The sequence below is a fragment of the Clostridioides sp. ES-S-0049-02 genome (genome assembly GCF_020658465.1).
GTDB lineage: Bacteria > Bacillota > Clostridia > Peptostreptococcales > Peptostreptococcaceae > Clostridioides.
Genome location: NZ_JACVWG010000008.1, coordinates 92,306 through 113,683, shown reverse-complemented (window position 1 = coordinate 113,683; position 21,378 = coordinate 92,306). Strand labels below are relative to the sequence as shown.

21 protein-coding genes are annotated in these 21,378 nt (G+C 27.3%); 9 read left to right on the top strand and 12 right to left on the bottom strand.

Features of this window, described 5'->3' with window-relative positions; translation table 11 throughout:
- Window positions 1–178 precede the first annotated feature (178 nt).
- Window positions 179–694, bottom strand: coding sequence for a hypothetical protein (locus IC213_RS15540; RefSeq protein ID WP_227855842.1), 516 nt, complete (start codon window positions 692–694; stop codon window positions 179–181).
- 372 nt (window positions 695–1,066) lie between these two features.
- Between IC213_RS15540 and IC213_RS15535 the strand changes: the two genes are divergently transcribed.
- On the top strand, window positions 1,067–1,690 hold the full coding sequence (locus IC213_RS15535) for a uracil-DNA glycosylase family protein (RefSeq protein ID WP_227435286.1): 624 nt from the start codon (window positions 1,067–1,069) through the stop codon (window positions 1,688–1,690).
- A gap of 155 nt (window positions 1,691–1,845) precedes the next feature.
- Here the strand turns inward: IC213_RS15535 and IC213_RS15530 are convergent, their stop codons facing one another.
- The 3 genes from IC213_RS15530 to IC213_RS15520 form a co-directional block, all read right to left on the bottom strand.
- On the bottom strand, window positions 1,846–2,625 hold the full coding sequence (locus tag IC213_RS15530) for an EFR1 family ferrodoxin (RefSeq protein WP_227863251.1): 780 nt from the start codon (window positions 2,623–2,625) through the stop codon (window positions 1,846–1,848).
- Between the two features lie 69 nt (window positions 2,626–2,694).
- Window positions 2,695–3,120, bottom strand: coding sequence for a MarR family transcriptional regulator (locus tag IC213_RS15525; RefSeq protein ID WP_227435289.1), 426 nt, complete (start codon window positions 3,118–3,120; stop codon window positions 2,695–2,697).
- Window positions 3,121–3,131: 11 nt separating this feature from the next.
- Window positions 3,132–3,809, bottom strand: a complete 678-nt coding sequence (locus IC213_RS15520; protein WP_227863250.1) for a flavodoxin family protein — start codon at window positions 3,807–3,809, stop codon at window positions 3,132–3,134.
- Window positions 3,810–4,070: 261 nt separating this feature from the next.
- On the opposite strand from IC213_RS15520, the gene IC213_RS15515 reads away from it, so the two are divergent.
- Together IC213_RS15515 and IC213_RS15510 are read left to right on the top strand one after the other, a co-directional pair.
- Window positions 4,071–4,457, top strand: coding sequence for a BlaI/MecI/CopY family transcriptional regulator (locus IC213_RS15515; RefSeq protein ID WP_227435294.1), 387 nt, complete (start codon window positions 4,071–4,073; stop codon window positions 4,455–4,457).
- A 2-nt stretch (window positions 4,458–4,459) separates the two neighbouring features.
- Window positions 4,460–6,262: a BlaR1 family beta-lactam sensor/signal transducer gene (locus tag IC213_RS15510; RefSeq protein WP_227483352.1), complete on the top strand. Its 1,803-nt coding sequence runs from the start codon at window positions 4,460–4,462 to the stop codon at window positions 6,260–6,262.
- Between the two features lie 428 nt (window positions 6,263–6,690).
- On the opposite strand, the gene IC213_RS15505 is transcribed toward IC213_RS15510, so the two are convergent.
- Window positions 6,691–8,769, bottom strand: a complete 2,079-nt coding sequence (locus IC213_RS15505; protein ID WP_227863249.1) for a penicillin-binding transpeptidase domain-containing protein — start codon at window positions 8,767–8,769, stop codon at window positions 6,691–6,693.
- Window positions 8,770–9,087: 318 nt separating this feature from the next.
- Between IC213_RS15505 and IC213_RS15500 the strand changes: the two genes are divergently transcribed.
- A complete protein-coding gene (locus IC213_RS15500) occupies window positions 9,088–9,666 on the top strand; it encodes a TetR/AcrR family transcriptional regulator (protein WP_227851382.1) in 579 nt (192 codons plus the stop codon).
- A complete protein-coding gene (locus tag IC213_RS15495) occupies window positions 9,659–10,318 on the top strand; it encodes a CatA-like O-acetyltransferase (RefSeq protein WP_227863248.1) in 660 nt (219 codons plus the stop codon). The genes IC213_RS15500 and IC213_RS15495 overlap by 8 nt, the downstream gene beginning before the upstream one ends.
- Window positions 10,319–10,447: 129 nt before the next feature.
- On the opposite strand, the gene IC213_RS15490 is transcribed toward IC213_RS15495, so the two are convergent.
- From IC213_RS15490 to IC213_RS15470, 5 genes are all read right to left on the bottom strand, one after another.
- Complete coding sequence (locus tag IC213_RS15490; RefSeq protein ID WP_227860725.1) at window positions 10,448–11,500, bottom strand: ABC transporter permease; 1,053 nt, start codon at window positions 11,498–11,500, stop codon at window positions 10,448–10,450.
- The gene (locus tag IC213_RS15485) at window positions 11,500–12,240 is read right to left on the bottom strand and encodes an ABC transporter permease (RefSeq protein WP_227863247.1); all 741 of its coding nucleotides are present in this window, start codon (window positions 12,238–12,240) and stop codon (window positions 11,500–11,502) included. The genes IC213_RS15490 and IC213_RS15485 overlap by 1 nt, the downstream gene beginning before the upstream one ends.
- A 3-nt stretch (window positions 12,241–12,243) precedes the next feature.
- Complete coding sequence (locus tag IC213_RS15480) at window positions 12,244–13,002, bottom strand: ABC transporter ATP-binding protein (protein ID WP_227863246.1); 759 nt, start codon at window positions 13,000–13,002, stop codon at window positions 12,244–12,246.
- Window positions 13,003–13,103: 101 nt separating this feature from the next.
- The gene (locus IC213_RS15475) at window positions 13,104–13,814 is read right to left on the bottom strand and encodes a PadR family transcriptional regulator (RefSeq protein WP_227863255.1); all 711 of its coding nucleotides are present in this window, start codon (window positions 13,812–13,814) and stop codon (window positions 13,104–13,106) included.
- Window positions 13,815–13,932: 118 nt separating this feature from the next.
- Window positions 13,933–14,541 carry an MBL fold metallo-hydrolase gene (locus tag IC213_RS15470; RefSeq protein ID WP_227863245.1) on the bottom strand — a complete coding sequence of 203 codons (609 nt, stop codon included), beginning with the start codon at window positions 14,539–14,541 and terminating at the stop codon, window positions 13,933–13,935.
- 167 nt (window positions 14,542–14,708) lie between these two features.
- On the opposite strand from IC213_RS15470, the gene IC213_RS15465 reads away from it, so the two are divergent.
- From IC213_RS15465 to IC213_RS15450, 4 genes are all read left to right on the top strand, one after another.
- On the top strand, window positions 14,709–15,347 hold the full coding sequence (locus IC213_RS15465; RefSeq protein ID WP_227435320.1) for a TetR/AcrR family transcriptional regulator: 639 nt from the start codon (window positions 14,709–14,711) through the stop codon (window positions 15,345–15,347).
- A gap of 161 nt (window positions 15,348–15,508) precedes the next feature.
- A complete protein-coding gene (locus IC213_RS15460; protein WP_227435321.1) occupies window positions 15,509–15,706 on the top strand; it encodes a hypothetical protein in 198 nt (65 codons plus the stop codon).
- Window positions 15,707–15,820: 114 nt separating this feature from the next.
- Window positions 15,821–16,483, top strand: a complete 663-nt coding sequence (locus IC213_RS15455; protein WP_227435324.1) for a response regulator transcription factor — start codon at window positions 15,821–15,823, stop codon at window positions 16,481–16,483.
- On the top strand, window positions 16,483–17,664 hold the full coding sequence (locus tag IC213_RS15450; RefSeq protein ID WP_227831718.1) for a sensor histidine kinase: 1,182 nt from the start codon (window positions 16,483–16,485) through the stop codon (window positions 17,662–17,664). The genes IC213_RS15455 and IC213_RS15450 overlap by 1 nt, the downstream gene beginning before the upstream one ends.
- Before the next feature lie 122 nt (window positions 17,665–17,786).
- On the opposite strand, the gene IC213_RS15445 is transcribed toward IC213_RS15450, so the two are convergent.
- Window positions 17,787–20,447, bottom strand: a complete 2,661-nt coding sequence (locus IC213_RS15445; RefSeq protein ID WP_227863244.1) for an ABC transporter permease — start codon at window positions 20,445–20,447, stop codon at window positions 17,787–17,789.
- On the bottom strand, window positions 20,444–21,127 hold the full coding sequence (locus IC213_RS15440; protein WP_227435330.1) for an ABC transporter ATP-binding protein: 684 nt from the start codon (window positions 21,125–21,127) through the stop codon (window positions 20,444–20,446). Before IC213_RS15440 ends, IC213_RS15445 begins: the two co-directional genes overlap by 4 nt.
- Window positions 21,128–21,378: the final 251 nt, after the last annotated feature.

Here is a 21,378-nt window from a genome sequence, read left to right as displayed (position 1 = left end):
ATATTTTATGGTTTAAAAGTAGTAAATTAGCAAAAATAGTATATAAGTTTAATACAATTTGTAAAATCAAACGATTTTGAGAAAAATCACATTAATTGACTTTTAAATACACAGTTATCTATTTCTTTTGATTTTCTACAGTATGTCAGCTAGATTTACTTTGCCTAATTTAAAGTATTTATTCATCTATAAGATTATATTTCTTTATACATCTAACATAATTTGCTACTAAATAATAATTATTTATATCATCTTCATCTAATCCTTTAAATGCAGTTATTTCATCAGCAAGTTCACTACTACCTTCCACAAAAACACAACCTGTTTCAAATTCCATACCTACAACAATAGAACAACCACTATAAACTTCTTCTTGATTTTCATATAAAGTCTTTGCTTTTCCTTCATTTTGAATTGTAAATACAATAGGTTTTAATTCTCTATTGCTTGGTATCTTTTTTGAAAAAGGTTTGTTTAACTTAATATTATTAATGACTACATTTTTAAATTCTTCCGAAGCTTCTTCTTTTAGTGTATACTTTTGTTTCAAATATTCTACTAATTCCAAAATAGACTTAGCATTTACATTTAAAGTACTTCTATATTTTTCATATACAGCTTTCCATTCTTTAACTTTTTGTTGTAATACTTCCTGTGTATCTATATTTATTTTTCCTTCTGGCATTTTTTTCATATAAAATCTCCATCCAATCTTTATGTAATCTTATTAATACATTTCATTATAAAAACATTGATTTATTAATTTTAATATTTACATCGTACTTCTAAAAACTTTACAAGTCAATGTAATTTTACTATCTTTGGTTTATAACAGTTTAGAATTAATTTCTTTTATAATGGTAATAGATTAATATTATTTCTGGAGGGCATATTTATGTTTTTAAATAGAATTGAACTTTTCAAAGGATATTCTTTATATAAGTTATTAATTAATAAACATGACATTATGTTGTCATGTTTATTGTGCTATTATGTTTTTAAAATTCTTTTGCTTTACAATTACTTTTTATAGTATTTAAGGCTTAAAATTAAGGAGCTTAAACATATGAAGATAAATATAAAATCAACTTTAAATGAATTTATTAAAAATAATAATCTTTTTGAGGATAATGAAGTCTTATCATATCTTCCCAATATAACAATAGATACAGACTCTATAAAAACTATAATGATTAACGAAGTTGTACCAAGTAATCCTAATGATGATTTTTATAGTTTAGATGAGCATGCTGACTACTTAAAAAATACAATCCCTTTATTCCAAAATGCAGGTATAAAAGTATCTAGCATAAACGATATCTTAAATCTAGGCATATATATAACCAATGCAGTAAAATTACCTAAATCAGAATATACAATAACTCGCGACACTATTCAATCGCACATGCCTATTTTAGAAGAAGAAATTAAATTATTCAGTAATCTAAAGGTAATAATGTTAATGGGAGATGTAGCAAAAAAATCTTTTAATATGATTACTAAAAAACATACAAAAAAGAATGCAGTTCCTTCTATTTCAACATACAAACTTCGTAATAATGAACTTTATTATGACAATTTACGAATATTCCCATCATATATTATGACTGGTGGAAACTTATTGATTGAAAAATCAAAATTCGAAATGGCCTCAGAAGATATTCAAAAAATGATAGAACTTATAAAATAATAGAAAAGTGCCTCATAAAAACGCTTTGAGGCACTCTACTTTTCAAATCATAAGTTATAATTATAGTACTTTTTTTATAGTAAATTTAAATTTTTATTTAATATTATTTATCACTAACCTTTAATATTGTCCATCATTGAACAAATCAAACTTATCTATTTTTCTAAAAATATATCCTTTACTGTAACATCTGGATGGTGATACTTCTTTCTATCTGTCAAAAACGATTTTTTTATATTAATAGCCTCTTTTGGACACCAATGAAAACAGGCTAAACATCTTTCACACTCATTACCCCACTTTGGTTTTCTGTCAACTATACTTATGTTTTCTAATGGACAAACTCTTTTGCATGTTCCGCACCCATTACAATTATCTTCTGCAAAAAATTTAGTGGTGGCAATCTGCATGTTTTTACCTACTAGATGAAGTACAACACTATCTATATGTGACTTTAAATTGTTTTTTCCCTCTATATTTCCAAATTCCAAGTTATTGATACATTTTGCAACTTCAGCTACTCTATTAGTTTGACTTCTCAATCTTTCCTCTTCAACATCTGGAGGTGTTATCAAAGCATTTCCAGGCATATTAATTAAAAAACCAGCAGATAATTTTTTACCCTTTTTCTTAAGTAATTTATCTATAGTAAATAAACTGTGTCCAGCCACCCCATTGCAAGTGGCAATAGCATATATATGAGTATTACTATTAAAATTCAACTTATCTATAAAAAACTTTACTATATCAGGAACATCAGAGAAATAAACTGGAAAAACAATTATCAATATATCTTCATTTACGTCTATATGTCTTTCTTTTCTATGTATAGCTAAAGGTATTACTTCCCCATTTTCATTTAACATTTCTTTTAAAGTCTTTGAAACCACTAAAGAGTTTCCTGTTCCAGAAAAATAATAAATCTTAGAACTCATCCCTATCCCTCTTTCTATTGTTTTGTATCATCAATGAGTTAAAAAGACTTCTTAAAACATAGTTTATACTTATTTACTGAGTTTATCTAAAGCTTCAGTAAATAAAGACAGCTCCTCATCTGAAATAGTTTTAAATGTCTCTGTTGCATATATATCTGCAATTTTATTTAATGGCTCTTCTAATTCTCTGCCTACATCTGTTAAAAATATTTGAAATTTTCGTCTATCTTTAACATCTACTTTACGAACAATCAAGCCTTTATTTTTCATAACATCTAAAATTCTTGTTGTATTAGATTTATCCTTACATGATTTTTCGCACAAATCTATTTGAGAAATTCCATCTTGTTCCCATAGAAATCTTAATAAAGCATAATGATCAGTTGTTATATCATACCCATTTTGCTTAAACATCTTTTTTAAATCTTCTTTTACTTTCAATGAAGTACTTATTAACTTACTTGTAACTTCATATAATTTCTCAAAATCTCTCATAATACCTCCATCTAAATAATACCTTGCGCCTCCCATCTATCAATTATTCCTTTATATTGCTCAATATTTTTAAATGCCATTGGCTTTAAAATAATATTCATAGCAATAAAATCGTAGATTTGAGAAAACACAGGTGGATTTTTCTTTTCCTCTATACAATAAACAAATTTTTTAGATACCTTTTGTATCTTTGATTCTACTCTTTCAACTATAGGATTTTGATTAAATCCAACCTTTACAGATAAATGACCACAAACATAACCTCCTGAATCTGAAACCATTGATTTCATAAAAGAAATAGCTTTTGAACCACGAGCATTTTCATATGTTGTAACTGCTATACATGGTTTATGATACAATAATCGCTCTAACATCATATGAGCTCTATCTGTAAACACCTTAAAAAGACCAGTTACACTACTTCCATAAGTTGGACTACCAAATATAACGCCATCACTCTTAGTAATTATATCATGAATATGCTCTACTTTATCATTTTGATTAATACACTTACCTATTTTATAACAATTTAAACAACCAATGCAATATGATGGATTGACTTCACTTAGATTAAAAAAATTGATTTTGACATTTGGTTTAATTTTTTTTATATCTTTGCATAACTGAGTCAAAACCTTTGATGTTGCCCCATTTTTTCTAGGGCTTCCATTTATAACTGTAATTATCATAATTTATACCTCCATTTTAGTTGTTATATCAACAATAAGTATATCAACCATTTTTTTAACTGTCAATATAATCCTTATATTTAATTTTTTACCATACATACAGATTAATTAGTCATAGATATACAGCTTAATTAATACTATTTATGTTTAAATACATGTACTTTCTAGATGACTAAAAATGAACTATTTAAAAAAATTGACAAAGCGAACTAATGATAATATACTTTATGTATTACAAATGTAAGTATAAGGAGGTATCTTATGAAAAAACTACCACAGATTTCAGAAGCAGAATATCAAGTAATGAAAATCATTTGGAAATATGCTCCTATTAGTACGAATGAAGTGATTGAAAAGCTAGTAAAAACAAGTAAGTGGAGTCCTAAGACTATTCAGACAATGTTGTTGCGTTTGGTTAAAAAGGGAGCTTTGGCATATGAAAAAAATAGTAGAGTCTTTGTTTATACTCCAATTGTTAAAGAAGAAGAGTATGTATCTACAGAAAGTAGTTCTTTTTTAAATCGCTTTTATAATGGAACACTTAATTCTATGGTACTAAATTTTTTAGAGAATGATAAATTATCAGAAGATGATATAGAAGAATTAAGACATATTTTAGATAAAAGGAAAACTAAGGAGGATAAGTAAGTATGTATGCTCCATTTTTTATTCGATTCTTGCTTAGCACAATAACCTTATCTTTTTTAATTATTATAATTTTGCTTGCTAAAAAAATATTAAAAAAACATATTTCTGCAATGTATCAATACAATATCGGGTTTATGATACTTATAATGTTAATAATCCCATTTATTCCGCTTAAATATATTAATCATTTAAATATATTTAGCTATATATCTAGTTTTACTCAGATTGAAAATAATACAGCAAATACTTCTATTGTAAAAAACTCTTCAGACAGTATAATTAATAATTCAAATGCATTAAAAGATTTTTCAGTATCTTTGAGTCAATCTAATTTCGATAATTTAAATATTTTATTGCTAACATTATGGATAATTGGAATTACAACCATGATAATTATTACAGTTCATTGTAATTTTAAAATAGGAAATATAAAAAAATCAGTACAAATTTTAGAAGATGAAGAGATACTTTCACTTTTTAAGCACTGTAAAGAAAATATAGGTTTAGATAAGAATTTTATACTATGTAAATCATCTATTATAAATACACCTATTACATTTGGATACTTTAGGCCACATATTATATTACCAAGCGAATCTATATCTAAATTATCTTTAAAAGACATAAGATATATTTTACTTCATGAATTACAACACTCTAAAAACAAAGATATTTTAGTAAATTATCTAATGTGTTTTTTCCAAATATTATATTGGTTTAATCCTCTTATCTGGTATGCACTTAAAGAAATGAGATTAGACCGTGAGATTGCATGTGATATTTCAGTTTTAAAAAGACTTGATGAGAATAGCTACATAGAATATGGACATACCATAATAAATTTTATAGACAATCTATCAAAACCATCTAATCTCACACTTACTTCAGATATTGGTGGTTCAAAAAAGCAAATAAAAAGACGTATATTAAAGATAACAGATTTCCAAATTGAGTCAAAAGCTTTAAAACTTAAAAGTATTTTAATTTTTACAATAATAGCTTTAATTGTATTTGGAAGTAGCCCTACACTATCCATTATGGCAGATGTCAATGAAAAATATAATATTACAAGTAATCAAACTTTATATGAAGATTTAAGTCAGTATTTCAAGGGTTTTGATGGAAGTTTTGTAATGTATGATTTAGAGTCAAATCAGTATCATATTTATAATGAAGAAAAAAGTAAAACGAGAATTTCACCAGACTCCACTTATAAAATTTATAGTGCTTTGTTGGGATTAGAAAATGGTGTGATAACAAGAGATAATTCATACATTCATTGGGATGGGAAGTATTCTACTAATGATTCTTGGAATAAAGACCATGACTTATTTTCTGCTATGGAAAACTCCGTTAACTGGTATTTTCAAGATTTAGACAAAAAAAATGGTATGAAGAAAGTACAAACTTATCTAAAAAAAATTAACTATGGAAATTGTGATGTTTCATCTGGGATATCAAACTATTGGTTAGAATCTTCTTTGAAAATCTCACCTATTGAACAGGTAAATTTACTTAAAGATTTTTATACAAATAAATTTGAATTTAAAGATGACAATATAAAAATTGTAAAAGATTCATTATTGATATCTAAAGAAGCTGGAGTATCGCTTTATGGAAAAACTGGTACTGCTAATATAAATGGAAAAGATGTAAATGGTTGGTTTATAGGCTATGTAGAAAAAAATGGAAATACTTATTTATTTGCAACAAACATTCAAAGTAAAGATTATTCTAATGGTATCACAGCAGCCAAAATAACATTATCTATTTTAAATGATAAAAAAATATATAAGACAAATTAATGCAAATATACTTTTAAAATTACAATAAAAAAATTTGATGGTTGTAATTTGTTCACACATATCTATATAAATACTCTAAATATGTGATTTTATTTATAAATAGTTTAAATATTTATGTAAGTTTTTATTTATTTACATAAAACCTAATACTTTTTCTTTAAGATTTAAAAACTTCATACAATATTCAAATTAATTCTCTATAAAATTCATATACAAGGTTTATTATATAAACATAGAAGATAGTAAAACTAGCTTAAAAACATAATATAATACCCTATACAAATAGTGGCAACTCTCCCTCACATCCTCAATTGTTGCCACTATTTTATTTTTTGAACTAATAAAAAACTTCACTATATAGTGAAGTCTCTTATTAGTTTGACTTTTATCTAAAAATAAGCCAAAAATATAATCTCTAATACATCATATTAATCTTCAAATACTGATTTTATAATAGGTATAACATAATGGCTTCCTCCACGATGTTTCACATCTTCAACCATAGCTAATGCTAAATACTGTTTGTCACTATTTTCATCAACTGTAAAAGCATTAAACCATCCAAGCTCTATTCCAGTAGTATCATCTTTTGATGCTTTAATTTCTGCTGTACCAGTTTTTCCAGCAATAGTAACTCCTTCAGTTTTAGCACTATGGCCTGTTCCATTTGGATTTTCAATAACTTGAATTAAATCATCACGAATAATTTTCACAGACTCTTTAGAAAACACATCTTTTTTCCAGAATTCAGCCTGTGGATTTTCTTTAAATTCAAGATAAGGCCTTATCATACTTCCATCATTGACAAAAGTTGAATATATTGATGCCATATGTACTGGATTTACAAGTACTTTACCTTGACCATACCCACTATCTGCTAATTGTATTTCTGTATCAAATTTATTGTCAGTACCAAATTTTGAAGAAGCTAAGCCAAATTCAAATGGTATACTTTCTTCAAATCCCAGTTTTAACAATTCTTTTGATAATACATTTTCACCTATTTTTAATGCTGCTTTGGCAAAGTAAATATTATCAGAGTAAATCAATGCATTTTTCATATTTACAGTATTTCCATAATCCTTTAACGTAGTTACCTTATAACTTCCCCAACTAGAATCTTTTTGCCAACTAAGACCACTATGTCCAAAATTTTCATTAGGATTAATCTTTCCTGTTGTTATACCAATACCAGCAGTAACTGGTTTGAAAGAAGACCCAGGGCATAGTCTGGCTTTAAATCTATTATACATTGGTTTATTTTCATTTTCATTGAGTTCCTTCCATCTATCCCCTGACATACCTAGTATAAATTCATTTGGATTGTATGATGGACTACTTACAAGAGATAAAATCTCTCCTGTTTTAGGATTCATAACTACTGCGCAACCTTTATCATTTTTCAACTGGTCATATAATTTACTCTGTATCTTCGAATCAATGGTCAGTTTGACATCTTCCCCATCTTGCTTTGGAACAATTGCTAAAGTTTCTTTTTTATCTCCATATCTATCAGCTATGATAATCTCACATCCATCAATACCACGTATTCTGTCTTCCAATAAACTTTCTAAACCAATTTTACCTATTATGCTATTAACATTGTAGTTCTTTCCCTTTTTTTCTTTTAATATTTCTGCATTCACATTTTGAACATACCCAGTTAAATGACCAGCTTTTTCACCTAGTGGATATGCTCTTACCTCTGTATTAGATATTTTAACTCCTGAAATGCTAAGTAATGATTCTTGTAATGATTTATCTTTTTCTTTTACAGATCCATCTGGATTTTCTTCTATTTTTTCAATAGTTTTTATAGGTACCATTGAGTTTTCTTTTACCCAAGATGCATCTAATTTTTTTTGGATTTTCTCAACTGGTATATCTAGTAAATCAGATAGTTTTTTTAGGTCTTCTACATTATTACTCATCTTTCCAGGCACTAATCCTATAACAGATGCAAGACCTTGACCAGCAAGTACTTCACCATTTCTATCTAAAATATTTCCTCTTTTAGCTTTAAGTGTTGATACTAGAACCTTATTATCATTTTCAAGTTCTGGAAATATAACTTTTGACTGCCATCTTATTTTATAGTTTTTTTGCTTGTCTTTAGTCAACAATACTTCATTTGAAAATGAGATTTCTCCTGCTAAAGTGTTTATTTTAGAATCATAATTTATTTTTGTACCTTCATCTTCATCTTTTTTAATGCCCTTAATATCAATACTTATATTGTGTGCACTAATTCCTTCGTATATTTTTTTATTTCTAGAGATAAAATCTTCTTTTTTGTTTTCTAGTTTACTTTTCTCATCTAATAGATTGTACATTTTTTCATATTGTCTTTCATTTGCGAAAGACATATACTGTTTTAATACTTCATCTGGTTTGATTTTATTAAATCCATTCAATACAAAATTAATTGTAAGACCAATAATAACTGTAACTAAACAGATTAAAGCTCCAAGGATTAGTAATTTCTTTGTTTTTATCTTTTTTCTCATACAAACCCCCTTATTCTTCAATATATTACATATGTAAGCCTTAAATTCAAAATAAGCCCATAAATATATCAATTATATACTTTTTTATTGGTCTATTGTTTTTAAATATACTCATAAAAAATATGTATCTTAAATATTATAATTGATAGTAATTTATATATTACATATGTAAGTTTTAAAAGTCAATATTATTATTACTATCTTTAATAAATTTCTTTCTTAATTTAAAATAAATTAAGTTATCTTACACCTAACTGTTTTATACTATATAAATTTAAATTGACAAAGCGACACGCATGTCGCAAAGGAGGAAAATCTATGGCAACAAAAGGAATGCAAACTAAACAATTTATTATTGATACTTCAATAAGGTTATTTTCTGAAAAAGGCTACAGTAATGTAACTATGAAAGATGTTTGTGAAGCATGTAATTTAAGTCGTGGTGGTCTATACAGACATTTTAATTCAACAAAAGAAATTTTTATTGATATGCTAAATTCTCATAAAGACAATGCTAAAAATTTATTAGATGAAAGTATCAAAGAAAATATATCAGCTAGGCAAATGTTAGAGTATTTTCTTAATCAACAAAAGTCAGAAATACAAAGTGAATATTCTGGACTAGATTTTGCAATCCATGAATTTGCTTTTGTAGAAAAAGACCAGCGTGATTATATGAACAAAAGATATAACTCAGCTATTACAATGCTTTCGAAGTTAATAGATTATGGACAATCTAAAAATGAATTTAAAAAATGTAATTCTACAATACTTGCAACACACATAATGTTCTTGTTTGATAGTATGAAGACATCCGCACCTGTTTTAATACTTACAGATAACGATATTGATAATCAAATAAATCTTATAAAGGATATGGTGATTTTATATGAATAAACAACAATTCCATAAAATTGACTTACAAAACTGGGAACGATATACACATTTTTATTATTTTTCAAAGATGACAAATGTAGGATTTGATTTAACTATAGAAATAGATATTACTCATTTACTTGATGAAACAAAAAAGAAAAATATCAAATTTTATCCAGCATATCTATATATAGTAACAACTTGTTTAAATCGATATAAAGAACTAAAGATTGCATATGATGAAAATGAACTAGGATATTGGGATACTTTAACTCCATTCTATGCAATTTTTCATGATGATAATAAAACTTTTTCATCAATATGGACAGAATACAATAAAGATTTTTCAATATTCTATAAGAGTTACTTAAATGATGTTGAACAATATGGAAAAAATTATGGTTTTTTAGCAAAACCTAATCCTCCAAAAAATTGCTATACTGTTTCATGTCTTCCATGGATTAGTTTTAAAAGCTTTACTGTACATAATCATGGTCTTGAAAATTATTTTTTCCCTACAGTTGAATCAGGTAAGTATCATCAAAAAGATGAAAAAATACTTCTCCCTCTTTCTATAACAGTACATCATGCAGCTACTGATGGATACCATGTAAGTTGTTTTATTGATGATATACAAAAAATGTGCTTTAATACTGATACATGGCTATTCTAAAAAACATCTGTATTATAACCATGTATTATAATATTTATAATCTAGGATAAACAATCACATTGCACTAATGGGATAATGTGATTGTTTACTTATTTTAATTATAACTATTTATTTTTTCTTTAATTTTATTTAGTTCTCAATTTTATTTAAATATTTTACTCTTTTAGTCCATCCCACAGTTAACAAAATTAAAGCTACTATTGTTGCTGTTAAAATATAAATATAGTTCATATTAGAAAACCATCCTTTCCCATCTTCCATGTAAGTGGAAATACTTATAAACCATCGTATGGGACTTATGATACTCATATTTTGCAACATAGTAGGCATTTTATCAATTGGAATAAATGAACCACCAACAAGTGATAATATAAGAGATATACCAGTAGCAAATAAATTTGCATACATCTCTTTATTAAACAAGGAAGATACAAATGTTCCAAAAGAAGTTGCCAAAGCCGATATCCATACACCCATTAAAAGTAAATTTATATAACTGATACTAATATCAATATTAAATAATTTAATAATAGTTATAGAAACTAGATATTGAAAATATGTGATTGCAAAGTTATATAGCATATTCCCTAACACATATCCTCTTATATTTTGTGGTGAATATAATATTCTTGTAAATGTACCTGAATTCTTATCTTTAATAATCATTGATGCTGTAATAGTAGATGTTATCATTAAAAATAATACAATAAAAGCAATTATTCTTTGCAAAACCCCTAATGTGTTTTCTTGTAGTTTACTTATATTTATAGTTGTTGAATCTTCTTTATATGATTCTATTAAATACTCTAATATATTATTTGTACTTTTATCTTTTATAGAATAAAGTTCGAAATTACCCTTATTAAAATATATAACAGCAGAATATTTTCCAGTTATAATATCAGTTTTAACTGTTTTAAAATCTGCAGTTTCAACATCAATTCCTTGAGTACTTTTTAATGCCTTAACCATATCTGTATAAATATTCTTTTCAGATTCATTTAAAACTTGCTCATTTTTATACTCACTTAAAATACCAATATTAAAAGATGGTTTACTTATGTAGTTTGCCATTACTCCAAGTATTACTATAATTATTGGAAATAAGAGTGTTACTAAAAATCCTGATTTTTTATTTATATTTCTTTTAAAATTATTATTAAAAATACCTATTAAGTTCACTATATAAATGCCTCCTTTTTAAAAAATTTAACTGTAAGTACTGTAATTAAAATACTTATCATTACAAATATAGATGATATATAAAAAATAGGTTGAAAATTATTATCATAAATACAAGTAACTATACTCCTATTGACCCAAGTCAATGGTGATATATTAATTGCTAATGAAACAATTGGGTTTAATGAACTAACTGGAAAAAATACTCCTCCTAAGAAACCAAAAACCACTATTGGTATATTAATGATATTACGTAGTATATCTAAGTTTTTGCATGCAAGACCTAAAAATAAACCTATAGCTGATACTACAGTTGATTCACACACTAAAAGAAAAATAATAACTAAAAAATTTCCACCAAAACTTATCTGAAAAACACTTTTTATTATCATTAAAGTTATTACATTACACAGTGAAAGTATAATTGTACAAGAAAAAAGTTTTGAAAGTACTAGTGCTGTTATAGAAATAGGAGAAATCATATAACGATATGATGTACTAGAAATTTTCTCATCTTGTGCCGCATATGAAACACTAATAATTCCCATAAGTACACAAAATGGTATTGTGACAATAGTATAATAGTTATATGATGTAAATTCTGTTCCATAAGATTTTGATGTTAAATATCCTAATAACATTATGATTATTAATGGAAAAACAATATTATAAAATAAAATAAAAAAATCTTTACTTCTTCTCTTTATTCCTAATCTAAACAATGGTAAAAAATATCTCATATATTATTCCTCCGAATCTCTCAAATTTGTACCTGTAAGATATAAAAAAATATCCTCCAAGGTCTTGCAACCAAGTTTTAAATACTTATCTTTGTATACGCTCTTATCTAAGTCTTCTAAAATTACTCCTTTGTCAATTAAAATAATCCTATTACATAAAGCTTCTATTTCCTCCATATAGTGACTAGTGTAAATAATTGTTGTACCATTCTTATTAATCGTTTTAATTGCTTCCATAATTTTATTTCTCGATTGAGGGTCAATTCCAACTGTTGGCTCATCCATAATGAGAATTTTAGGACTATGTGCGATTGCACAAGCTATATTTAATCTGCGTTTCATTCCTCCAGAAAATTTTGATGGAAGTTCTTTGTGTCTACCCCAAAGTCCAACAAACTCTAAGGCCTCTTTAGTTCGAGATTTGAGTTCGTTTCCTCTAAAACCATACAATGAACAAAAGAATTTAACATTATCATATGCACTTAAATCTTCATATATTGCCAGTTCTTGTGGCACAACACCAATAGCACTTTTAAAAACATTTTGCTGATTTTTGATACTTTTACCTTTATAATATATATCTCCACTATCTGGAGATACAATCGTAGTAAACATATTAATAGAGGTGCTTTTTCCTGCTCCATTTGGCCCAATAAAACCTAAAATATCCCCTTCTAGTATTTTAAAACTCTCCCTTGATACAACTTCCTTATTTTTATATCTTTTAGATAACTTTTCAATCTCTAATAGTACATTTTCCATTTATAAAACCTCCTAATATTTTAACCAATATTATATATCCAATGTTGTATATATTGTTTTTTTAAAACACGAGTCTTTGACCCGTGTTATTATGAATAAACTTATTTTTTATTTTGTAATTTTAGTATTATTTTATCTATATTTTCTATAGCTTTGTCTGGATTATTAATTATTTCATCTCTGAGTTTTTGAACCTCTAATAGTTCACTTGTTGCCTCATTTGCAAATAAAAAATCTTCTTCTATATTTGAAAAATCTATAGATTTAATGACGTTCTGTGTTTCATAACCAACAGATATGTACTTATCAATATTATTTAGTATTTCCTCATGCCATAGTATTTGATAATTCAAATTATCTATTGTCATATCAAAGGCAATTCTTTCTGTTGGAAGGCTTTTTTTATCAATCTTTTTAATTTCTTTCCAGTTTTCCCAATACTTTTTCTGCTCTATCAGATGCTTTATATGCTTTTCAAGATTGGTTTGTATAGTATCTCTTGGTAATACATCTAAAATATTATACAACAAAAACTTATTTGAACCTATTGGAACTATAGGCATTTGCAGTTCTTTTTGTAGTTCTTCTCTTAGCTCCACTTTACCACTTTGTGTAATCTCATAAATCTTACGAATTCTAGCACCATTTTTTTCTTCTCTCAAAACTCTAACTAATCCATCTTTTTCTAACTTTGTCAAAGCATAGTAGATTGAACCAGATTGTATTTTGCTCCATCTATCTGCACCAGAAACTTGTAAAAATTTTTGAATTTCATATCCATGTGTTGGCTTAATATTTAAATAATATAAAATTAAAGTACGTATCAGAAAAATTCACCACCTTATACTCTATCTTGGATATTATACTATCACCAACGTTGTATATAGTCAATAGTTATTATTTTAAATAATGTATCATAAGTTATTATTTTTATTCTTTAGTACAAGGGCTTCCATGAGACATACATATCCAGTTGTATTTTAAATTTTCTAACTCATTTACAGATTTCATCATTTTTTCAGAGTCCCAGTTCCACAGATTAGGATATGGAATTATATTTCCGTTCTTATTCTTAACTAAGTCTCCTGCAAATAAAACATCTTCAAAAAGCATACAAACATGTCCTGGTGTATGTCCTGGTGTATGAATAATTTTTATATTTCCAACTTGCATATTGTCTCTATAAGGCTCTATATCTTTAATAATTCTTTTTGTAATTGTCTTTCCAATAAATTTTTTGAATCCAGGTCTATCCTTCTCTCCTATAATAAATGGGATATCTTCCATATGAGCCCACACTTTTGCTCCTGTATATTCTTTCAATAACTTAATATTAGACATATGGTCAACATCATGATGAGTCAGTAAAATATGCTTAATATCAGTTAGTTGAATCCCAAGTGTTTTTAATTCTTTAATTATACCATTCCCCATAAAAGGAAGTCCTGTATCTATCAATGTAATCTCTTCATCAAACACAATAAAACAATTTGCACCACGAGTACTATCTAACAACAAGATATTTTCTTTTATTTGCATAAATAAATCCCCCTTTTTTTATATTTTACCTATATAATTAATTAGTAAAGTTATAATAAATTATAGTGCTTTACATTAATTTTATTCGCAATAGTATACTGTCGTTATATAAGTATACCATCAGTATACTATTTTATCAATGAAATCAGTAAAAAGGAGTGTTTTATATGCCAGAATTATCAAAAAGAGATAAAGAAAAAATCCAAAGAGAAAATGAAATTGTTGTCAAAGCAGAAAAATTATTTTGTCTTAATGGATTTGATAACACCTCTATGAATGAACTAGCAAAGGAAACAGAATATACAAAACGTACTATATATAAATATTTCTCATGCAAGGAAGATTTGTTTTTTGCTGTTGTACTAAGAGGGTATAAAAGACTTTGGGATAGTGTTAAAATAGAAAGTTCAAGAGGTAAAACTGGATTTGAAAGATTAAAATTTTCATATTCTGCATTTCATAAATTCTACTGTAAAGAGCCTTCTTTATTAGCTTTAATGGGAATGATTGGACTTGTACAATCTAAAAACTCAGACTTAGAGATACCTTTTAAAGAAAAGTTTTTTTCTTTCAATAAGTTTATGTTTGAAGAAATACAAGAACTATTTGAAATAGGAAAAGTTGATGGAAGTATTAGGTCAGATATTGAGATACCCACTCTTATGTATTCATCAATATTTACACTTACAGGATTTTTTAATTTATTATCTATAACAGGAAAATCGTATCTCAACAATTTTAATATAGAAGAAAAAAAATTTATTGAAACCACTCTTGGTCTTTTGATAGATTCACTTAAAGCGTAGTTTTAATTTATAAGTTTTTTGACAGGAATTTTATTTTCTGTGCAGGATAATCTAGAGGATAAAATGATAACTTTGTTGTAGAACAAGGATTTCCATTGTGTATGATTTTGTGTATCTGTATAATATCTGTATAAATAGAAATTTACGTTGGAGGACTGTGTATGGAAGAAAAAGATAAAAGAAATAGTTATGTTACTTTATTTATGTTTATAGGTGCAGGTATTGGTATTGCTATCGGTTTTGCGATTGGTATCTCTCAAGGAAAAACTGGAATATCTATGTGTTATGGATTAGTATTTGGAATGATAGTAGGAGCTGGTCTTGGAACTATTATAGAAAAGAGCAATAGTAAAGATTAAAACAAATTCCAGTTTGGTAACTGAATATTCAATATCACACAAGCAGTTAGTTATTTATGCTGATAACCATATTTTTACACTATAATTTCTTTTAAATGAAAGGACTGAAAATAAATGGCAAAAATACTTCTTTTAGAAGATGATGATACAATTGCATTTGGGATAAAAGCTTCCCTAGAAAAGAAAAACCATGTAGTTTGTTGTTATAGTACAATCACTGAAGCTAAGAAAAAATTTGACAAAGATATCAATTTAATTCTACTTGATTTAAATTTACCTGATGGGATTGGATATGAATTTTGTAAATATGTTAAAAATATAAGAGATATTCCAGTGATATTTTTGACAGTGCGCGATGATGAAAAAGATATTGTACAAGGTTTGGATATGGGTGCAGACGACTATGTGGTTAAGCCATTCTTACTTTCAGTACTTCAATCTAGAATTAATGCTGTACTTAGACGTACTCATTCTAACACTACTAGCACTCTTACATGTGAAAATATAAGATTGAATAAAGATGAAGTCAAAGTATATTTGGACAATATTGAAATCTCTTTGACAGCAGGAGAATACAAACTACTCCTAAGTCTAATGGAGAATAAAAATAAAGCACTTACTCGTGCAAAACTCTTAGAAATGCTCTGGGATATAGATGGCAACTTTGTAAATGATAATACTCTTACTGTTACAATAAAGCGACTTAGAGAAAAACTAAAAAATCCATCCTGTATAAAAACCTTGAGAGGTATAGGATACAGAATGGAGGACAGCTAGTGAAAATAAAAAAATATATCAATAATACTGTTATTTTTATAGTATTCTGTTTAGTTATTACTATTTTGTTAAGTATAATTCTAACAACTGTAACTTCTTCTGAAGAATATAATATGATAGCTAAAACCATTGGTACATCCTATCAACTTAATCCTAAATCTACAGAACATATTTTAGAATCACTAAAAAATTCAGATTCTCATGACTTTAATGTGGGAAATGAGATTTTATTAAAACATGGTTATACTAAAAATACATTTTGGTATAAAAACTTTTTTTATTTCATGATAGTGTCCTTTATTATAGTGTCAACAATGGCTATAGTTATGTTTATAATTCAGTATAGAGAAAAAAGAAAAAATATGAATAGAATAAATATGCTTACGAGCTATTTAGAAGAAGTAAATTTAGGAAAAGAATCTGTACTTTTACGTTGTGAAGATGAGTTTTCACATCTTGAAGACGAGATATACAAAACTGTGGGAGAACTTCGTTGCTCAAAAGAATTTGCTTTAAAAGAAAGACAAACTCTTTCAGATAATCTTGCAGATATCGCACATCAACTTAAAACTCCAATTACTTCTATGTCGCTCATGGCACAGTTACTTGCAGAAAGTTGTCCCGAGGAAGAAATAGATTACCTCAACAGACTTACAAATCAAATATTAAGATTAGAAAGATTGGTGTCATCCTTACTTACTTTGTCAAAGTTAGATGCAAGTACTTTAATATTTGAAAGTAAGCTTATAGATGTCCATTCTCTTCTTACTCATGCAGTTGAACCTATAGAAGAAATTTTAAAAGAAAAAAACCAGACATTTCTTATTGAAGACTCTTCGTTTGTAGAATTTAACATTGATATTAACTGGACTTTGGAAGCTCTTTTAAATATTCTTAAAAACTGTAGTGAACATGTAGAAGATGGTGGACAGATTGTTGCTTATTATAGTAAAAATCCTCTATACATTGAAATTATTATAGAAGATAATGGTAAAGGTTTTGCTCAAGAAGACCTGCCATATATTTTTAATCGATTTTATCGTGGTAAAAATGCTAGCAAATACAGCATTGGTATAGGTCTTGCTCTATCAAAGTCTATTATCGAAAATCAAAATGGTACTATACATGCAGAAAATTGTCATCATGGTGGTGCAAAATTCATAATTAAGTTTTATACATAAAAAACTGGATTATAGGAAAACACCTATAATCCAGTTACATTATATCTTATTTATACATTATTTATAACTTACACACAATATTATTTAAAGTTGCTTTTAAAAAATATTCAAATAAATCTTGTTTATATTGTCTCATTTTTTATAGATTCTACTATGTTTTCATTATTTAATTGTTTACATCCCATAATATACGATGCTATTACTACAATAAGTATCAATATGGTAAAACTCGTCACTATGGATATTGGTGAAAATAATAAGTACTCCATAAAACTTATTTCATTTATATGGATGAAAGCATACAATATAGCTATTTGCACAGGAATACTGAGTAATAATGGTGTAAGACCAAAAAATAATCCTTCTAAGATAATCATCTTTTTCATGCCATTTGGAGACAATCCTGCAGAACGTAACATAGCAAATTCTTGTCGCCTACTTCTAAGATTCCCTGAAACAGTCGCCCATACATTTGATAAACCAATTGCAGCTAACAATGCTGTAATAAATCCTACTATTAAATTCATAGTTATTTGTCCACTATCACTTAACTCTTCATTTTCTACAACATCATTAATCCTATAATCACCTGACCCATAATATTGGTTGCAAATAGATTCAAACTCTTTTCTTACTTTAGAAATATTATCATGATTATCTATTTTAAATAGCCCTGTTATCCTATTTGATTTTAATCTACGATTTTTATGGTAATTTTTAGACATATCTTGTACTGTAGACATTGGTACTACTTGAATTAGTGTGTATCTACCAAGCCTTTCTGCTATTTGTGGAAGTGTATCTGTAATAGCTCCTACTTTCATGTTAAAAGTATAATTTCCCTCATCTTCATCATATACTTTTTCATTCAATGTAATGTTATCTCCTACAGAAAGATTTAAATAATCTATATATACTTTATCCCTACGTGTACTACGCTCAACATCTTCCTCACGATTATATACAATTGAAATTGGATTTTTTGTATCATAATATGGTTTGGGGTCTATAGAAAGTTGTTTGCAATATTTTGCAAAACTCTCATCATCAAGTCCAATCATAGTTGAAGTGATACGAAACTTACCATCACGTTCTATAGGAGAATATTTTTTAGCTGAGACTATATTTTTAAATCCTCCACTCTTTGCAAGCTCTTTTGAAGCATCTTTTTCAGTTAACCAAGTTGCTGCAGACATTTTTAGATAATATAATGAACTCTCTACACCTTGTGTATTGTTTAATTGCTCTAAAAACTGTTTTTCTGTAGGTTCACTATTTTCCAAATACAATGATATATCCCTTTGACTCGCATAAATATCACTACCATAAACACTCTCTGCACCTTTTTGACATGCAATTATATTTAGAAAGCTTGTCAATAATAAAAAAGAAAGTGTTAAAGATATTGTTGCAGTACGATAAGATTTTTTACGGGCACGAAGCGCATTTACTGCAAGTTCTCCTTCTATACCAAATAACCTTGTTAATGAGTATTTATTAGAACTTTTAATTTTAACACTATCACCTTGTCTGATTGCTTCTATAGGTGCTAGTTTTGATACTCTACGTGCTGGTATCAGTGCGGAAACCCATACTGTTATTATTGTAAGTAAAACAGCTGGTAAGAAAGCAGGAATACCATAAGTAAAGATTACCTGTTGATTATCAATATTAATATTTACTGAATTAATATAACTTACAAGGCCATTACACAATGCCCACCCTAAAAATAAGCCTATAGGTAAAGGGATAATTGTCAATAAAAAACCTTCAAAAACTACAGACTTTTTAATCTGCTTTGGAGATGCTCCAATGCTAGCTAGTATGCCCAATTGAGTAAGTCTAGCATTTGCTGATAATGCAAAAGCATTATAAATCACCATTACAAATACAGCCACTGTAAAGATTGCTATTGTTAAATACATAAGAGGTGTTGAAAATTTTTCTATACTGTTCATAGATGCTTTCTGTTCTGGAGAAAAGACTAACATCTTTAAAAGATAATTACTATTATACTTAAGATTGTATTTTCCATATTCATTCATTTTCCATCCTAATGATTTAGCAAGCTTTGGAAGCTCTTTATATGTATCTCTAATATTTTTAAATCGCAAATATACAGTAATATTATCACTAGGCTTTATACTTGCTCTATCAAGATAACCAAGAGCTGTATATGCAGGTACAACTGATGAAGTAGTAACATCTATTTTCCCTACTATTGTCAACACAGTTTCTGAAATCTTTCTAAAACTTTCACCTTTTGCTGTTGGTGCTGTAGGTACAATATAATTTCCATTTAAAACCCTATCTCCTATTGGGATAGTAATCTTATCACCAACTTTTACATTTGGATTACTTTCAAAATATTGTTTTGAGAGTGCAATTTCATTAGCATTATTTGGTCGACGCCCCTCTAGTATAGTGTCTTTTTCTGGCATAGAATTCCAATATTCTGATGTGGCATTTCTATAAATTATGTAATCCCTTTTATCAGCATTAATTTTACCTACATACCATGGTCCTTTAATCATCACATCATCAACTGAAGAGAAATTTTCAATTAATGATAAGTCACTTCCATGAGTTTCATCAAATAATTCTCCATGCCAATTACCTTCTTTCTCAACTGAAAGTCTTATAAAATCACTCCACATTGTATATAATAATCCACATAAAGAAGACATCATAGTTGTAGTAAGTAATATAGCCAACATTATAGCTATACTACTACGCTTATTACGACGTACAAAATCTAAGGTGTATTCTTGAAGAATATTCATTTCTTCACCACCTTTTCAGAAACTATCATACCATCTTCCATAGTTATAATGCGATTTGCTTCTAATGCTATTTTTTCATCATGAGTAATAAGAAGTATTGTTTGATTAAATCGTTTATTTGATAAGTTTAGTAAATCTACAATTTCTTCAGAATTTTTTCTATCAAGATTACCTGTTGGTTCATCTGCTAATAAAATAGCTGGTCTATATATTAAACTTCTAGCTATAGCTACTCTTTGCTGTTGCCCACCTGAAAGTTGACCTGGAAGATGTTTTAGCCTATCAGTTAATCCCAAGGTAGATACAATTTCCGAAAACCTATCTTCATCCACTTTCCTCTTATCAAGTAACATTGGTAATAATATATTTTTTCTAACATCAAGAGTAGGTATAAGATTATAAAATTGATATATAAGCCCTACTTTTCTGCGTCGAAAAATTGCCAATGCTTCTTCTTTTAAGCTTGCTATCTCAGTATCTTCAATATAAATTTTTCCAGATGTAGGTCTATCTACTCCTCCAAGCATATGGAGTAATGTAGATTTTCCAGAACCAGAGGCTCCTACTATGGATACAAAATCACCTTTTTGAACTGATAAATTCAAATTATTAAGAGCCGTCACCATAGTTTGATTTGAGCCATATGTCTTTGTTAAATTTTCACATTTTAGTATTTCCATATATAATCATCTCCTTTATAGTTAAAGTTTAGCAATCCAAAATGACATTATAGTGACACTTCAAACTAAATGTTGACTCTCTCTCAAAATACTTTTTTCAATTAAATATGATACTTTACATAAACACCTTATAAATTTTAACCAATATAAGATTATTTTTTATTAAAATTTTGCTCATATCCTTTTACATATACTTAAAATAATATAAATAAAATAAAAACTATACAATATATTTATCAATTCATTGCATA

Coding starts and splice junctions, on each gene's coding strand:
- IC213_RS15540 (WP_227855842.1), bottom strand. CDS start 694: ATGAAAAAAATGCCAGAAGGAAAAATAAATATAGATACACAGGAAGTA.
- IC213_RS15535 (WP_227435286.1), top strand. CDS start 1,067: ATGAAGATAAATATAAAATCAACTTTAAATGAATTTATTAAAAATAAT.
- IC213_RS15530 (WP_227863251.1), bottom strand. CDS start 2,625: ATGAGTTCTAAGATTTATTATTTTTCTGGAACAGGAAACTCTTTAGTG.
- IC213_RS15525 (WP_227435289.1), bottom strand. CDS start 3,120: ATGAGAGATTTTGAGAAATTATATGAAGTTACAAGTAAGTTAATAAGT.
- IC213_RS15520 (WP_227863250.1), bottom strand. CDS start 3,809: ATGATAATTACAGTTATAAATGGAAGCCCTAGAAAAAATGGGGCAACA.
- IC213_RS15515 (WP_227435294.1), top strand. CDS start 4,071: ATGAAAAAACTACCACAGATTTCAGAAGCAGAATATCAAGTAATGAAA.
- IC213_RS15510 (WP_227483352.1), top strand. CDS start 4,460: ATGTATGCTCCATTTTTTATTCGATTCTTGCTTAGCACAATAACCTTA.
- IC213_RS15505 (WP_227863249.1), bottom strand. CDS start 8,769: ATGAGAAAAAAGATAAAAACAAAGAAATTACTAATCCTTGGAGCTTTA.
- IC213_RS15500 (WP_227851382.1), top strand. CDS start 9,088: ATGGCAACAAAAGGAATGCAAACTAAACAATTTATTATTGATACTTCA.
- IC213_RS15495 (WP_227863248.1), top strand. CDS start 9,659: ATGAATAAACAACAATTCCATAAAATTGACTTACAAAACTGGGAACGA.
- IC213_RS15485 (WP_227863247.1), bottom strand. CDS start 12,240: ATGAGATATTTTTTACCATTGTTTAGATTAGGAATAAAGAGAAGAAGT.
- IC213_RS15480 (WP_227863246.1), bottom strand. CDS start 13,002: ATGGAAAATGTACTATTAGAGATTGAAAAGTTATCTAAAAGATATAAA.
- IC213_RS15470 (WP_227863245.1), bottom strand. CDS start 14,541: ATGCAAATAAAAGAAAATATCTTGTTGTTAGATAGTACTCGTGGTGCA.
- IC213_RS15465 (WP_227435320.1), top strand. CDS start 14,709: ATGCCAGAATTATCAAAAAGAGATAAAGAAAAAATCCAAAGAGAAAAT.
- IC213_RS15460 (WP_227435321.1), top strand. CDS start 15,509: ATGGAAGAAAAAGATAAAAGAAATAGTTATGTTACTTTATTTATGTTT.
- IC213_RS15455 (WP_227435324.1), top strand. CDS start 15,821: ATGGCAAAAATACTTCTTTTAGAAGATGATGATACAATTGCATTTGGG.
- IC213_RS15445 (WP_227863244.1), bottom strand. CDS start 20,447: ATGAATATTCTTCAAGAATACACCTTAGATTTTGTACGTCGTAATAAG.
- IC213_RS15440 (WP_227435330.1), bottom strand. CDS start 21,127: ATGGAAATACTAAAATGTGAAAATTTAACAAAGACATATGGCTCAAAT.